The following is a 12,249-nucleotide window of genomic DNA, read 5'->3' as shown; positions in this document are numbered from 1 at the left end:
CCCTTTTTTATTGGCAGGGATGTTATTCAGTCATAAAGCCATTTCCCCGCTTCAGCCGACTCAGCAAACATCCTTACGGTTAGCGGTATGCGTGTTGCTTCCACTTCTTCCCGGTTAGCTTTGAACCACCGAGTCAGAAGAGGCGTGTTTTCCCAAGGAAAATAGCGGGTCCAGTCAACATTCGATAAATCTACATTGAATGCTTTCTGAAACTCTTCTACTGCATCTGAGAGGTCATCTCGTGGCTCATCGAATAAATCTGTGTCCAATTCTAATGGGATCTCATTTCCGTCTTTATCGTCGTATCCAGGTATCTCCTTCCTGAATAGCTTCAACACTTCATTTTGTATGCTCATTAGAAAGATGTCCACTGTATGCGATCTTTTGGGCGGGCAATCAGATTGTATTTATTCTGTGTACGCCGTGAGATCTGGTAAATAGCGTTGGTTAACGCCACCCATCCTAACCAAGGGCAATAACGCCCAATCACAGCAGCAACCTTGTTAGTTTTCTTCATGGTAAAACCAACTGGTGTTTTAACTCTGAGGCCAAAAGGTAATCGCATATCTCTCAGTATAATTCTTGCGTACTTTGAGGCAACACTTGTTCCTTTAGTCGCGTCTCGTGGTTTTTGCCTTGTCTTCAACCAGGGTTGACCAGCCAGAATAGCGGCTCCCGATTCAATACCAATACCTAACTCATCACAAAACTGTTCCAGAAAGATGAGATCGAACAATTCGCCAGCGGACAGATTGCTGTGACCATGATACCAATAGGTTCCATTCGCCTCTTCAGTTGTGTCCATTCAATCCCCCATTATGCCGTCTGCCGGTCATTCCATGCGTCGGTATAGATAATGTTCCCGTCGCAATGCTTCCAGGTGATTTTTTCGTAGCGTAATTCTATGGTTTCAAGATGGTTATTATTCATGTCCTCTGGACCAGCCATCGAGGGAGAAACGGAGACAATCCGCACCCCTTCCAGAAACATATTGAAGTATTCAACTTCCTGACCGGCATCATTGATTTTGTACCAACGAATCTCTGCGGACTTAAGATTCTGACCAGAAGCGACAGCTTTGTATAAATACGGGCTAGAGTAGTCAAACTCTTTGACGATCATCATCGGTGAATGTTGGCGTGTGCCTGTTGGCTTGCCTGTACCGTTATCAGTGGGAATAGACAAATTGTGATGAAAGCCTTTAAATTCAATACTGTATTCTCTTCCCTTTACATCACACCCGCCCTTAATCAGCGCACCACCATCGTCATAAATCCACATATTGCCCGGAATCGCCATTTTCCTTTTCCCTCTTTCCATTAGAAATAACCACAAAAAGACTACACCTGTAATTATCGCAAGTAAATTAGTCGCAGTTGTAATTATTTCGATTTTCCCACTACACAATTCCACATATCGTAGAGGTTTACCGCACTCCTTCCCCGCTTTACACTAGGCGCGAAATTAATACAGAGGTGGGAATGAACGATTACAAAATGACGCCCGGTGAGTTGCGCGCCACCTGGGGTTTAGGGACCGTATTCTCGTTGCGCATGCTTGGCATGTTTATGGTTCTGCCGGTTCTGACCACGTACGGTATGGCGCTACAGGGTGCCAGTGAAGCGCTAATTGGCCTTGCCATTGGCATTTATGGTCTGGCGCAAGCCGTTTTCCAGATCCCCTTTGGTCTGCTTTCTGACCGCATCGGTCGTAAGCCACTTATCGTCGGCGGGCTGGCGGTGTTCGTTCTCGGCAGCGTGATTGCCGCCCTCTCCGATTCAATCTGGGGCATTATTCTCGGTCGCGCTTTGCAAGGCTCTGGCGCGATTGCCGCCGCCGTGATGGCGCTGCTTTCCGACTTAACCCGTGAGCAAAACCGTACCAAAGCGATGGCGTTTATCGGCGTCAGCTTTGGTATCACCTTCGCCATTGCGATGGTGCTAGGACCGATCGTTACCCATGCGCTGGGGCTACACGCGCTGTTCTGGATGATTGCAGCTCTTGCAACCACCGGCATCGTGCTAACCATTTGGGTCGTTCCCAATAGCACCAGCCACGTGCTGAACCGCGAATCTGGCATGGTAAAAGGCAGCTTCAGCAAAGTGCTGGCGGAGCCCAAACTGCTCAAGCTCAACTTTGGCATCATGTGTCTGCACATTTTGTTGATGTCCACTTTCGTCGCCTTACCGGGCCAACTGGCGAAAGCCGGTTTCCCCGCCGCAGAACACTGGAAAATTTATCTGGTGACGATGCTGCTGTCCTTTGTTTCCGTGGTGCCGTTCATCATCTACGCAGAAGTGAAGCGGCGGATGAAGCGCGTATTCCTCGCCTGCGTGTTACTGATCCTTATCGCAGAGATTGTATTGTGGAGCGCTAACGTGCGTTTTTGGGGGCTGATTGCGGGCGTTCAGATATTCTTCCTCGCCTTCAACCTGATGGAGGCCCTCCTCCCCTCGCTTATCAGCAAAGAGTCTCCGGCTGGCTATAAAGGCACGGCGATGGGCGTTTACTCCACCAGCCAGTTTCTTGGCGTGGCGATTGGCGGTTCGCTCGGCGGTTGGGTGGTCGAAATGTTTGATGGTCAGGCGGTATTCCTGGCCGGCGCGCTTCTGGCGGCAGTTTGGTTGTTGGTGGCAAGCACAATGAAAGAGCCGCCGTATGTCAGTAGCCTGCGAGTGGAAATCCCACCTGAGATTGCCGCAGATGACACCCTTAAGCAGCGTCTGCTGGCTAAAGAAGGGATAAGCGAAGTGTTAATTGTTGCGAAAGAGCATTCGGCTTACGTGAAAATCGACAGCAAAGTGACGAATCGATTTGAGGTTGAACAGGCCATCAGCCAGGCGTGAAGAGTGCCAGATGGCGACTATCGTTTGATCCAGCCTACAAATAGCGTGTGCAACCTGTAGGCCGGATAAGCGTAGCGCCATCAGGCATTACGACTTAATCGCGGAAGTTCTTAAACTGGAACGGCTGGCCGAGATCGCCGCCGCGAACCAGCGCCATAACGGATTGCAGATCGTCACGCGCCTTGCCGGTCACGCGGATTTCTTCGCCCTGAATCTGCGCCTGCACCTTCAGTTTGCTGTCTTTGATCAGCTTAACGATTTTCTTTTGCACCGCGCTTTCAATGCCCTGTTTCAGCTTAGCTTCAACAAACCAGGTTTTACCGCTATGCACGAAGGTTTCTGGTACGTCCAACGAAGTGCCTTCAATACCACGTTTCAGCAGCTTGGCACGTAAAATATCCAGCAACTGATTGACCTGGAAATCAGACTCGCTTAGCACCTTAATCGTCTTATTCGACTCGTTCAGCTCAAAAGTCGCTTCAACGCCACGAAAATCAAAGCGTGACTCCACTTCGCGGCTGGCGTTATCTACCGCGTTACGGGCTTCCTGAAGATCAACTTCAGAAACAATATCGAAAGATGGCATCTTTTCCTCTCCCTTCATTTTTGATGCGAAGCATAATACCTGCAAAGTTACACAACAGACAGCGCTATACTAGGCTGTATCCTTTAATTGTACGTGGTACTGATACCTGCGAACAATAATGGGGTACGGCCGATATGGATTAACACCTGGTGATGTTGCAGGTGAGGAGGAAGAATGAAAATTACCGTACTGGGATGTGGAGCGTTAGGACAGCTTTGGCTAACCACGCTGTGCAAACATGGACATGAGGTTCAGGGGTGGCTACGCGTACCGCAACCCTATTGCAGCGTTAACCTGATCGACACGGATGGGTCAGTATTCAATGAATCCCTGACGGCAAACGACCCCGATTTTTTGGCGAAAAGCGACCTGTTGCTTGTCACTCTGAAAGCCTGGCAGGTTTCTGATGCGGTCAAAGGCCTGGCCTCCATTCTGCCTGACACCACTCCCATTCTGCTGATTCACAACGGTATGGGGACGATTGAAGAGTTGCATAACATTAAGCAACCTCTGCTGATGGGCACCACAACCCACGCGGCACGCCGTGACGGCAACGTGATCATTCATGTCGCTCAGGGAACAACAAGGATTGGCCCGGCGCGTGAACAAGACGGTGATTTCAGTTATCTGGCTGAAGTCCTGCAAGAGGTGCTGCCGGACGTCGCCTGGCACAACAATATTCGCGCTGAGTTGTGGCGCAAGCTGGCCGTCAACTGCGTCATTAACCCGCTGACCGCAATATGGGATTGCTCAAATGGAGAGTTACGCCATCATCCTGAAAAAATAGCGCTCATCTGCGAGGAGGTGGCGGCGGTCATTGAACGCGAAGGCCACCACACATCAGCAGATGATTTACGCTATTATGTTGAGCAAGTGATTGACAGTACGGCGGAAAATATCTCATCAATGCTGCAAGACATACATGCCCTGCGCCATACTGAGATCGACTACATTACCGGTTATTTGTTAAAACGCGCCCGCGCGCACGGCATCGCCGTCCCGGAAAATGCCCGCCTGTTTGAAATGGTTAAGAGAAAGGAAAGTGAGTATGAGCGCTCAAGCACTGGTATGTCTCGCCCCTGGTAGTGAAGAGACCGAAGCGGTCACCACTATCGATCTGCTGGTTCGCGGCGGAATTAAGGTCACGACCGCAAGCGTTGCCAGCGATGGCGGCCTGACGATCGTGTGCTCACGCGGCGTAAAACTACTGGCGGATGCACCATTAGTGGAAGTTGCTGACGGGGATTTCGACATTATCGTGCTGCCCGGCGGTATTAAAGGCGCCGAGTGTTTTCGCGACAGCCCTCTGCTTGTCGAAACCGTGAAACAGTTTCATCGCTCCGGGCGCATTGTCGCGGCAATTTGCGCCGCTGCCGCCACAGTCCTCGTCCCACACGATATTTTCCCCATCGGTAACATGACCGGTTTTCCGGCGCTGAAAGACAATATTCCCACTGACCAGTGGCAGGATAAGCGCGTCGTATGGGATCCGCGCGTCAATCTGTTAACCAGCCAGGGACCGGGAACCTCAATCGATTTCGGTTTAAAAATCATTGATCTCCTGGTGAGTCGCGAAAAAGCTTACGAAGTGGCATCACAACTGGTGATGGCTGCAGGAATTTATAACTACTACGAGTAATCTTCAGGCCACTCGCATTCAAGGAATTATGATGAAAGGATATCTGAGCGGAGTGGCTTTACTGCTCCTTTCCGGCTACGCCAGTGCGACTCAACTTGAAATTGAGAGCCTTGAGTATCGCTATCCCGCAAGCACTGAGATGCAATATCGCGTGCCGTGGTTTACCTCAACGGATAACCCACAGGTTGCAAAACGCATTAACGATTATATTTTCACAAGCTTTATCAATCAGCTACCGGGAAATAATCCACAAGCGACCGTGAATCAGTTTGCGAAATCAGAGATGAATCCCACCGCAAACCTTGACTACACGGTTGAGTATCGCGACGCCAAAGTGTTGACCCTCAACATGTTTGTCGAAGGCTGCGGGGCGTATTGCGAGTCGTACAATGTACCGATCAGCTTCGATTTAGCCAACGGCGCGACAATTACCCTTAACGACCTCTTTTCCCGCTCCACGATGACCGAATTAAACACCCGCATCAGAAAAGATATCCGCAGCCAAATTGATACCTTTGTTGTCGCACAGAAATCACAAAAGCCGGAGCAAATAAAAGAAGACGGTGGAGATTCTGGCTTTGCCGAATTCTACGCATCGTGTGCAACCTACACCGACGGTCTGTACTACATCGACAAATTCTCCCTGCAAAAAGACCATCTGGCTTTCCTGAACGGACGTTGTAGCAACCACGCCAATCGCGCGGGTGACGAACTGGGCGATTTCACCACGAAGATCCCGACCGTTGAACTGCATAATCAGCTCACGCCTTACGGCCAGTATCTGACTACCGCAAAGAGAACAACACCGGTTTCGCCAGCGCCCGGCATTGACGGCAAGGTGATGTACGGCACGTTGGGAAAAAGCATGCGTATTGTGTTGAAGGTCGACTGCAAATACGGTGATTTTTTTGAAGGGGCTTACTTTTACCAGAAATTTGGCGCACCGATTGAATTAAACGGTAAATGCGACACAGCCGACAATCAACATTATGTGCTGAAGACCTCTGCCGCTGAACAATCGGAAGAGAAGATAACGCTGGAGTTAAAAGACGGCGTCTATCAGGGTGTCTGGGTGTCGAACGGGAAAAAGCTCCCCATCCGTTTTGAATAATATTGTTATATTGCCGGATGGCAGCATAAACAATTTATCAGGCCTACAAAACATACCGCTTGCAGGCCTGATAAGCGCAGCACCCTCAGGCAAAAGTCACTACGGGCGATATACCTTCACGTTTTCAAAGCCCTGCTCGCGCAGATACAGCGCCTGCAGACGGCTCATCACCCCGCGTTCACACCACAGCAGCCAGGTTTTACTCTGGTCCAGATCGCCGAATTTGGTGCTCAGTTTGTAGAACGGCAGAGAAACGACGTCCACACCGTCAACCTTCAGCGGTTTGTCATCCTGTTCATCCACAGAGCGGATATCCAGAATCACATCGTTCGGGCCGAAGCCGCTCACGGTTTCCACTTCCACCACGGTCTGCTGCGTCTGCTGGGCGATATCACGAATATCGATATTGTTCGCTTCTTCAACCACTTTATCGAGGATAGAGAAATCGAAGTTTTCTTCTTCGGCCTCAATCTTCGCTTTAATCGCTTTCACCGTCGGGCTTTTTGAAATCACACCGCAGTATTCCGGCATGGTACGGGCAAAGTCCTCAGTACCAATTTCACGCGCCAGATTAATGATGTGCTCCTTATCATGGGAGATAAGCGGGCGCAGGATCAGGGTGTCAGAAACGTTATCGATCAGGCGCAGGTTGGTCAGCGTCTGGCTGGACACCTGGCCCAGCGCTTCACCGGTTACCAGCGCCTGTACGCCGTAGCGCTCAGCGACTTTCGACGCTGCACGAACCATCATACGTTTAAGGACCACGCCCATCTGACCGTCGTCGACTTTCTCCAGGATCTCGCCAACCACCGGCTCAAAGTTGATCGCGACAAAACGCACGCGATGCGAGCTACCAAAGCGGTTCCACAGATAATGCGCCACCTGACGAACGCCGATTTCATGCGCTGCGCCGCCGAGATTAAAGAAGCAGTAGTGCACGCGGCAGCCGCGACGCATCAGCATATAGCTGGACACGCCGGAGTCGAAACCACCGGAAATCAGCGACAGTACATCTTCCTGCGTCCCGATCGGGAAACCGCCAATACCTTCATAGCGGCCTTTAACCAGCAGCAGACGGTCGTTTTCGATTTCAAGATTAACCGTCACGTCCGGCTTCGTCAGCTTCACGCGCGCGGATTCAATATGCTGGTTCAGTCCACCGCCAACATAGCGTTCCACCTCAATAGAGCTAAACTCATGCTTACCGCGACGCTTAACGCGTACGCAGAAGGTTTTGCCTTCCAGTTGATCGCGATACTGCACCAGCGCTTTCTCGAAAATATCGTGCATATCGGTAAACGGCACGTCTTCAACTTCGAGAATATGGTGGATCCCCGGAATACGGGTCAGCGCGTCGCGAATATCCAGGCGCTGGCTTTCATCTTTAGCGCGAACCTCAACGTGATCCCAGTGGCGGACAACGGCAAGGTCTTCATCATAGTGCTTTAAAACGTTACGAATGTTCCCTGTCAGAATTTTTATAAAGCGCAAACGCACAGATTGGCTTTTGATGGTGATTTCTGGGAACAATTTAATGATAAACTTCATGGCGGCAATGGTTCTTTGGCAAGTCTGAATGACTTGTAATGGAAAAAAATACAGCAGCCCATACCCTGCGGCTGCATCCAGGCGCGCAAGTATACCACCATCATGGTCATCCTGTGCACATCGCCTTACCATTGTGCGTTATTTGCTTATCAGTGCGAGTCCGTTACCATAGCCTTGTGCTGCCAATACAGAGAGTCAGACATTCATTATGCCGAAGAAAAATGAAGCGCCAGCCAGTTTTGAAACAGCGCTGAGCGACCTGGAACAGATTGTTACCCGTCTGGAAAGCGGCGACCTGCCGCTGGAAGAAGCGCTGAACGAATTTGAACGTGGCGTACAGTTAGCACGTCAGGGACAGGTCAAGTTGCAACAGGCTGAACAGCGCGTACAAATCCTGCTGTCAGATACTGAAGACGCCGCCCTTACGCCTTTCACACCGGATAATGAGTAAATGGATTTTACGCAGCAGCTACAGGCTTGCGTTGAGCAGGCCAACCAGGCACTGAGCCGTTTTATCGCGCCATTGCCCTTTCAGAACACTCCCGTGGTCGAAACCATGCAATATGGCGCATTATTAGGCGGTAAACGTCTGCGCCCGTTTCTGGTGTATGCGACCGGTCAGATGTTTGGCGTCAGCCTGAGTACGCTTGATGCTCCCGCTGCCGCCGTCGAGTGTATCCATGCCTATTCGCTGATGCACGATGACTTACCCGCGATGGACGACGATGACCTGCGCCGCGGTCTGCCGACCTGCCACGTAAAATTTGGCGAGGCTAATGCGATCCTGGCTGGAGATGCGCTACAGACGCTGGCGTTCTCCATTATCAGCGACGCCCCGATGCCGGAAGTTTCTGACCGTGACCGCATCGCGATGATCTCTGAACTGGCCCAGGCCAGCGGTATCGCCGGTATGTGCGGCGGTCAGGCGTTGGATCTGGACGCTGAAGGCCATCAGGTAGAATTGGATGCGCTGGAGCGTATTCACCGCCATAAAACCGGGGCATTGATTCGCGCCGCCGTGCGTCTGGGGGCGTTAAGCGCTGGCGATAAAGGGCGAGAATGCCTGGCAATACTCGACAAGTACGCAGAAAGCATCGGTCTGGCCTTCCAGGTTCAGGATGACATCCTGGATGTGGTAGGCGATACTGCAACATTGGGTAAACGTCAGGGTGCTGACCAGCAGCTTGGCAAAAGTACCTATCCTGCACTTCTGGGTCTTGAGCAAGCCCAGAATAAAGCCCGGGATTTAATTGAGGATGCCCGCCAGTCGCTAAGTTTGCTGGCCGCACAGTCACTCGATACCTCGGCACTGGAAGCGCTAGCGGACTACATAATCCAGCGTGATAAATAAACCAACATATCCCATGAGCTTGCGATGAGTTTTGATATAGCCAAATACCCGACCCTGGCGCTGGTCGACTCCACTCAGGAGTTACGCCTGCTGCCAAAAGAGAGCCTGCCAAAGCTTTGCGACGAACTGCGCCGCTATTTGCTCGACAGCGTAAGCCGTTCCAGCGGGCACTTCGCCTCTGGTCTGGGCACGGTGGAACTCACCGTAGCGCTGCACTACGTCTACAACACCCCGTTTGACCAGTTAATCTGGGATGTGGGACATCAGGCTTACCCGCACAAAATTCTGACCGGCCGCCGCGATAAAATCGGCACCATTCGGCAGAAAGGCGGTTTGCATCCATTCCCATGGCGCGGTGAGAGCGAATATGACGTACTGAGCGTTGGGCACTCCTCAACCTCCATCAGCGCAGGTATCGGTATTGCGGTTGCCGCCGAGAAAGAAGGCAAGGAACGCCGTACCGTTTGTGTGATTGGGGACGGTGCAATCACCGCAGGCATGGCATTTGAAGCGATGAACCACGCGGGTGATATTAAGCCCGACATGCTGGTTATCCTCAACGACAACGAAATGTCGATTTCAGAGAACGTCGGCGCGCTGAACAATCACCTGGCGCAACTGCTCTCAGGCAAACTCTACTCCTCGCTGCGCGAAGGCGGGAAGAAAGTGTTCTCCGGTGTACCACCGATTAAAGAACTGCTCAAACGTACCGAAGAGCACATCAAAGGCATGGTTGTGCCGGGTACTCTGTTTGAAGAGCTGGGCTTTAACTATATTGGTCCGGTGGACGGTCACGACGTGCTGGGGCTTATCACCACGCTTAAGAACATGCGCGATCTCAAAGGTCCACAGTTCCTGCACATCATGACCAAAAAAGGTCGTGGCTACGAGCCGGCGGAAAAAGATCCGATTACGTTCCACGCGGTACCCAAATTCGATCCATCCAGCGGATGCCTGCCGAAAAGCAGCGGCGGCCTGCCGAGCTATTCAAAGATCTTCGGTGACTGGCTGTGCGAGACCGCGGCGAAAGACAATAAGCTGATGGCGATCACCCCGGCGATGCGCGAAGGCTCCGGTATGGTGGAGTTCTCACGTAAGTTCCCGGATCGCTACTTTGATGTGGCGATTGCCGAGCAGCACGCGGTGACGTTTGCGGCCGGTCTGGCGATTGGCGGTTATAAGCCGGTCGTGGCTATTTACTCCACCTTCCTGCAACGCGCTTACGATCAGGTACTGCATGATGTCGCCATCCAGAAACTGCCGGTCCTGTTCGCCGTCGACCGGGCAGGTATCGTTGGCGCAGATGGACAAACCCACCAAGGGGCGTTCGACCTCTCTTTCCTGCGCTGTATCCCGGAAATGGTCATTATGACCCCAAGCGATGAGAACGAATGTCGCCAGATGCTGTTCACCGGCTATCACTACAACGACGGTCCAACGGTCGTACGTTATCCGCGCGGTAACGCGGTGGGCGTTGAGCTGGCGCCGCTGGAACATCTGCCAATCGGCAAAGGCATCGTGAAGCGTCACGGTGAGAAAGTGGCGATCCTCAACTTCGGCACCCTAATGCCGGAAGCCGATCAGGTCGCAGAATCACTGAACGCCACGCTGGTTGATATGCGCTTTGTGAAACCGTTGGATGAAACGTTGATCCTCGAAATGGCAGCCCAACACGAGGTGCTGGTCACCCTCGAAGAGAATGCCATTATGGGCGGCGCTGGTAGCGGCGTAAACGAAGTGCTAATGGCCCATCGCAAGCCTGTTCCGGTGCTGAACATTGGCCTGCCTGACTTCTTCATCCCGCAGGGGACTCAGGACGAGGCTCGTGCCGAACTGGGACTTAATGCCGCCGGAATTGAGGCCAAAATCAAGGCCTGGCTGGCATAATCCCCTCCCCGCTCCTGCTATGCTTAACTCATCACGAGCATAGCAGGAGTGGATTAATGAAATACAACACCTTAGGAAAAACCGACCTACGGGTCTCCCGCCTTTGCCTGGGTTGCATGACGTTTGGCGAGCCCAATCGCGGCAATCACGCCTGGACGCTACCAGAAGAAAGCAGCCGCCCGATAATCAAACACGCTCTTGAAGGCGGTATTAACTTTTTTGATACCGCCAACAGCTACTCCGCTGGCAGCAGCGAAGAGATTGTCGGCCGCGCGCTGCGTGATTTCGCCCGCCGCGAAGAGGTCGTGGTCGCCACCAAGGTTTTTCACCAGGTTGATGATTTAGCGGAAGGATTATCCCGCGCACAAATCTTGCGCTCAATCGACGATAGCCTCAGACGCCTGGGTATGGACTATGTGGACATCCTGCAAATTCACCGCTGGGATTACAATACGCCTATCGAAGAAACGCTGGAAGCCCTTAACGACGTAGTGAAAGCCGGTAAAGCTCGCTATATTGGCGCCTCATCCATGCACGCGTCTCAGTTTGCTCAGGCGCTGGCTTTACAGAAACAACACGGCTGGGCGCAGTTCGTTAGCATGCAGGATCACTACAACCTGATCTACCGTGAGGAAGAACGCGAAATGCTGCCGCTTTGCTATCAGGAAGGCGTCGCGGTGATCCCTTGGAGTCCGCTGGCGCGTGGTCGCCTGACGCGCCCCTGGGGAGAAACGACCGCACGTCTGGTTTCTGATGAAGTCGGTAAAAATTTATACAGTGAGAGCGATGAAAACGACGCGCAAATTGCCGCGCGGCTGACCGGTGTCAGTGAGGAATTAGGCGTAACGCGTGCGCAGGTTGCGCTGGCCTGGCTGCTGAGCAAACCGGGGGTGGCAGCGCCGATTATCGGCACTTCACGCGAGGAACAGTTGGATGAGTTACTTAATGCGGTGGATTTGACGCTGAAGCCAGAGCAGATTGCCGAGCTGGAAACGCCGTACAAACAGCATCCGGTGGTCGGATTTAAATAATCTGGCATTGCCCGATGGCGCTGCGCTTATCGGGCCTACGAAACCGCCATCGTGTTTCCAGGCCGGATAAGGCGTTTACGCTGCCATCCGGCAAGCCCATTTAAATGATACCTACCGGCCAGTGATGGCCGATAAAATACAAAATTCCGGCGGAGAGTATTCCGGCCACAATATCATCAATCATGATCCCCGTACCGCCATGCACGTTGCGATCGAACCAACGGATCGGCCACGGCTTCCACATATCCAG

14 protein-coding genes are annotated in these 12,249 nt (G+C 52.3%); 8 read left to right on the top strand and 6 right to left on the bottom strand.

Annotated elements, in window-relative coordinates:
- Positions 1-26 precede the first annotated feature (26 nt).
- From FDW87_RS03545 to FDW87_RS03535, 3 genes are read right to left on the bottom strand one after another with little or no spacing between them, the layout of a single operon-like run.
- Entirely contained in the window at positions 27-371 is a 345-nt protein-coding gene (locus FDW87_RS03545; RefSeq protein ID WP_046276090.1) for a DUF1493 family protein, read from the bottom strand.
- Positions 356-805 carry an STM2901 family protein gene (locus FDW87_RS03540; protein WP_049042295.1) on the bottom strand — a complete coding sequence of 150 codons (450 nt, stop codon included), beginning with the start codon at positions 803-805 and terminating at the stop codon, positions 356-358. The genes FDW87_RS03545 and FDW87_RS03540 overlap by 16 nt, the downstream gene beginning before the upstream one ends.
- An 11-nt stretch (positions 806-816) precedes the next feature.
- Entirely contained in the window at positions 817-1,299 is a 483-nt protein-coding gene (locus FDW87_RS03535; RefSeq protein ID WP_016155861.1) for a type VI secretion system tube protein TssD, read from the bottom strand.
- A gap of 182 nt (positions 1,300-1,481) precedes the next feature.
- On the opposite strand from FDW87_RS03535, the gene FDW87_RS03530 reads away from it, so the two are divergent.
- Entirely contained in the window at positions 1,482-2,846 is a 1,365-nt protein-coding gene (locus FDW87_RS03530; protein ID WP_016152045.1) for an MFS transporter, read from the top strand.
- Between the two features lie 94 nt (positions 2,847-2,940).
- Here the strand turns inward: FDW87_RS03530 and FDW87_RS03525 are convergent, their stop codons facing one another.
- Positions 2,941-3,432 (bottom strand): YajQ family cyclic di-GMP-binding protein, encoded by a 492-nt coding sequence (locus FDW87_RS03525; RefSeq protein ID WP_003831002.1) that lies wholly within the window; start codon positions 3,430-3,432, stop codon positions 2,941-2,943.
- 174 nt (positions 3,433-3,606) lie between these two features.
- Here FDW87_RS03525 and panE point away from each other — a divergent pair, with 174 nt between their 5' ends.
- From panE to FDW87_RS03510, 3 genes are read left to right on the top strand one after another with little or no spacing between them, the layout of a single operon-like run.
- Entirely contained in the window at positions 3,607-4,518 is a 912-nt protein-coding gene (panE, locus tag FDW87_RS03520) for a 2-dehydropantoate 2-reductase (RefSeq protein WP_137379462.1), read from the top strand.
- Positions 4,481-5,071, top strand: coding sequence for a protein deglycase YajL (gene yajL, locus FDW87_RS03515; protein WP_016152043.1), 591 nt, complete (start codon positions 4,481-4,483; stop codon positions 5,069-5,071). Before panE ends, yajL begins: the two co-directional genes overlap by 38 nt.
- Positions 5,072-5,102: 31 nt before the next feature.
- Positions 5,103-6,182 carry a hypothetical protein gene (locus tag FDW87_RS03510; RefSeq protein WP_016155858.1) on the top strand — a complete coding sequence of 360 codons (1,080 nt, stop codon included), beginning with the start codon at positions 5,103-5,105 and terminating at the stop codon, positions 6,180-6,182.
- A 99-nt stretch (positions 6,183-6,281) separates the two neighbouring features.
- On the opposite strand, the gene thiI is transcribed toward FDW87_RS03510, so the two are convergent.
- Entirely contained in the window at positions 6,282-7,730 is a 1,449-nt protein-coding gene (gene thiI / locus FDW87_RS03505) for a tRNA uracil 4-sulfurtransferase ThiI (protein WP_005125147.1), read from the bottom strand.
- A gap of 208 nt (positions 7,731-7,938) precedes the next feature.
- Between thiI and xseB the strand changes: the two genes are divergently transcribed.
- Genes xseB through yajO form a run of 4 tightly spaced genes read left to right on the top strand, consistent with a single transcriptional unit; the run spans position 7,939 to position 11,999 of the window.
- Complete coding sequence (xseB, locus tag FDW87_RS03500; protein ID WP_016152040.1) at positions 7,939-8,181, top strand: exodeoxyribonuclease VII small subunit; 243 nt, start codon at positions 7,939-7,941, stop codon at positions 8,179-8,181.
- Positions 8,182-9,081: a (2E,6E)-farnesyl diphosphate synthase gene (gene ispA / locus FDW87_RS03495; protein ID WP_016152039.1), complete on the top strand. Its 900-nt coding sequence runs from the start codon at positions 8,182-8,184 to the stop codon at positions 9,079-9,081.
- Positions 9,082-9,105: 24 nt separating this feature from the next.
- Positions 9,106-10,968: a 1-deoxy-D-xylulose-5-phosphate synthase gene (gene dxs / locus FDW87_RS03490; protein ID WP_047357694.1), complete on the top strand. Its 1,863-nt coding sequence runs from the start codon at positions 9,106-9,108 to the stop codon at positions 10,966-10,968.
- Between the two features lie 56 nt (positions 10,969-11,024).
- Complete coding sequence (gene yajO / locus FDW87_RS03485) at positions 11,025-11,999, top strand: 1-deoxyxylulose-5-phosphate synthase YajO (protein WP_094760932.1); 975 nt, start codon at positions 11,025-11,027, stop codon at positions 11,997-11,999.
- Positions 12,000-12,099: 100 nt separating this feature from the next.
- Here yajO and FDW87_RS21695 read toward each other — a convergent pair.
- A partial coding sequence (locus FDW87_RS21695; protein ID WP_252362998.1) for a phosphatidylglycerophosphatase A occupies positions 12,100-12,249 on the bottom strand: 150 nt, incomplete at its 5' end.

It is taken from the genome of Citrobacter sp. wls826 (genome assembly GCF_005281245.1).
Lineage (GTDB): Bacteria > Pseudomonadota > Gammaproteobacteria > Enterobacterales > Enterobacteriaceae > Citrobacter > Citrobacter braakii.
The sequence above is the reverse complement of the archived record's forward strand: the minus strand, read 5'-3'. Positions and strand labels throughout refer to the sequence as shown.

What these genes read in the sequence shown, in the direction of transcription:
- FDW87_RS03540 (WP_049042295.1), bottom strand. Translation starts at nt 805, where the DNA reads ATGGACACAACTGAAGAGGCGAATGGAACCTATTGGTATCATGGTCAC.
- FDW87_RS03535 (WP_016155861.1), bottom strand. Translation starts at nt 1,299, where the DNA reads ATGGCGATTCCGGGCAATATGTGGATTTATGACGATGGTGGTGCGCTG.
- FDW87_RS03530 (WP_016152045.1), top strand. Translation starts at nt 1,482, where the DNA reads ATGAACGATTACAAAATGACGCCCGGTGAGTTGCGCGCCACCTGGGGT.
- FDW87_RS03525 (WP_003831002.1), bottom strand. Translation starts at nt 3,432, where the DNA reads ATGCCATCTTTCGATATTGTTTCTGAAGTTGATCTTCAGGAAGCCCGT.
- panE (WP_137379462.1), top strand. Translation starts at nt 3,607, where the DNA reads ATGAAAATTACCGTACTGGGATGTGGAGCGTTAGGACAGCTTTGGCTA.
- yajL (WP_016152043.1), top strand. Translation starts at nt 4,481, where the DNA reads ATGAGCGCTCAAGCACTGGTATGTCTCGCCCCTGGTAGTGAAGAGACC.
- FDW87_RS03510 (WP_016155858.1), top strand. Translation starts at nt 5,103, where the DNA reads ATGAAAGGATATCTGAGCGGAGTGGCTTTACTGCTCCTTTCCGGCTAC.
- thiI (WP_005125147.1), bottom strand. Translation starts at nt 7,730, where the DNA reads ATGAAGTTTATCATTAAATTGTTCCCAGAAATCACCATCAAAAGCCAA.
- xseB (WP_016152040.1), top strand. Translation starts at nt 7,939, where the DNA reads ATGCCGAAGAAAAATGAAGCGCCAGCCAGTTTTGAAACAGCGCTGAGC.
- ispA (WP_016152039.1), top strand. Translation starts at nt 8,182, where the DNA reads ATGGATTTTACGCAGCAGCTACAGGCTTGCGTTGAGCAGGCCAACCAG.
- dxs (WP_047357694.1), top strand. Translation starts at nt 9,106, where the DNA reads ATGAGTTTTGATATAGCCAAATACCCGACCCTGGCGCTGGTCGACTCC.
- yajO (WP_094760932.1), top strand. Translation starts at nt 11,025, where the DNA reads ATGAAATACAACACCTTAGGAAAAACCGACCTACGGGTCTCCCGCCTT.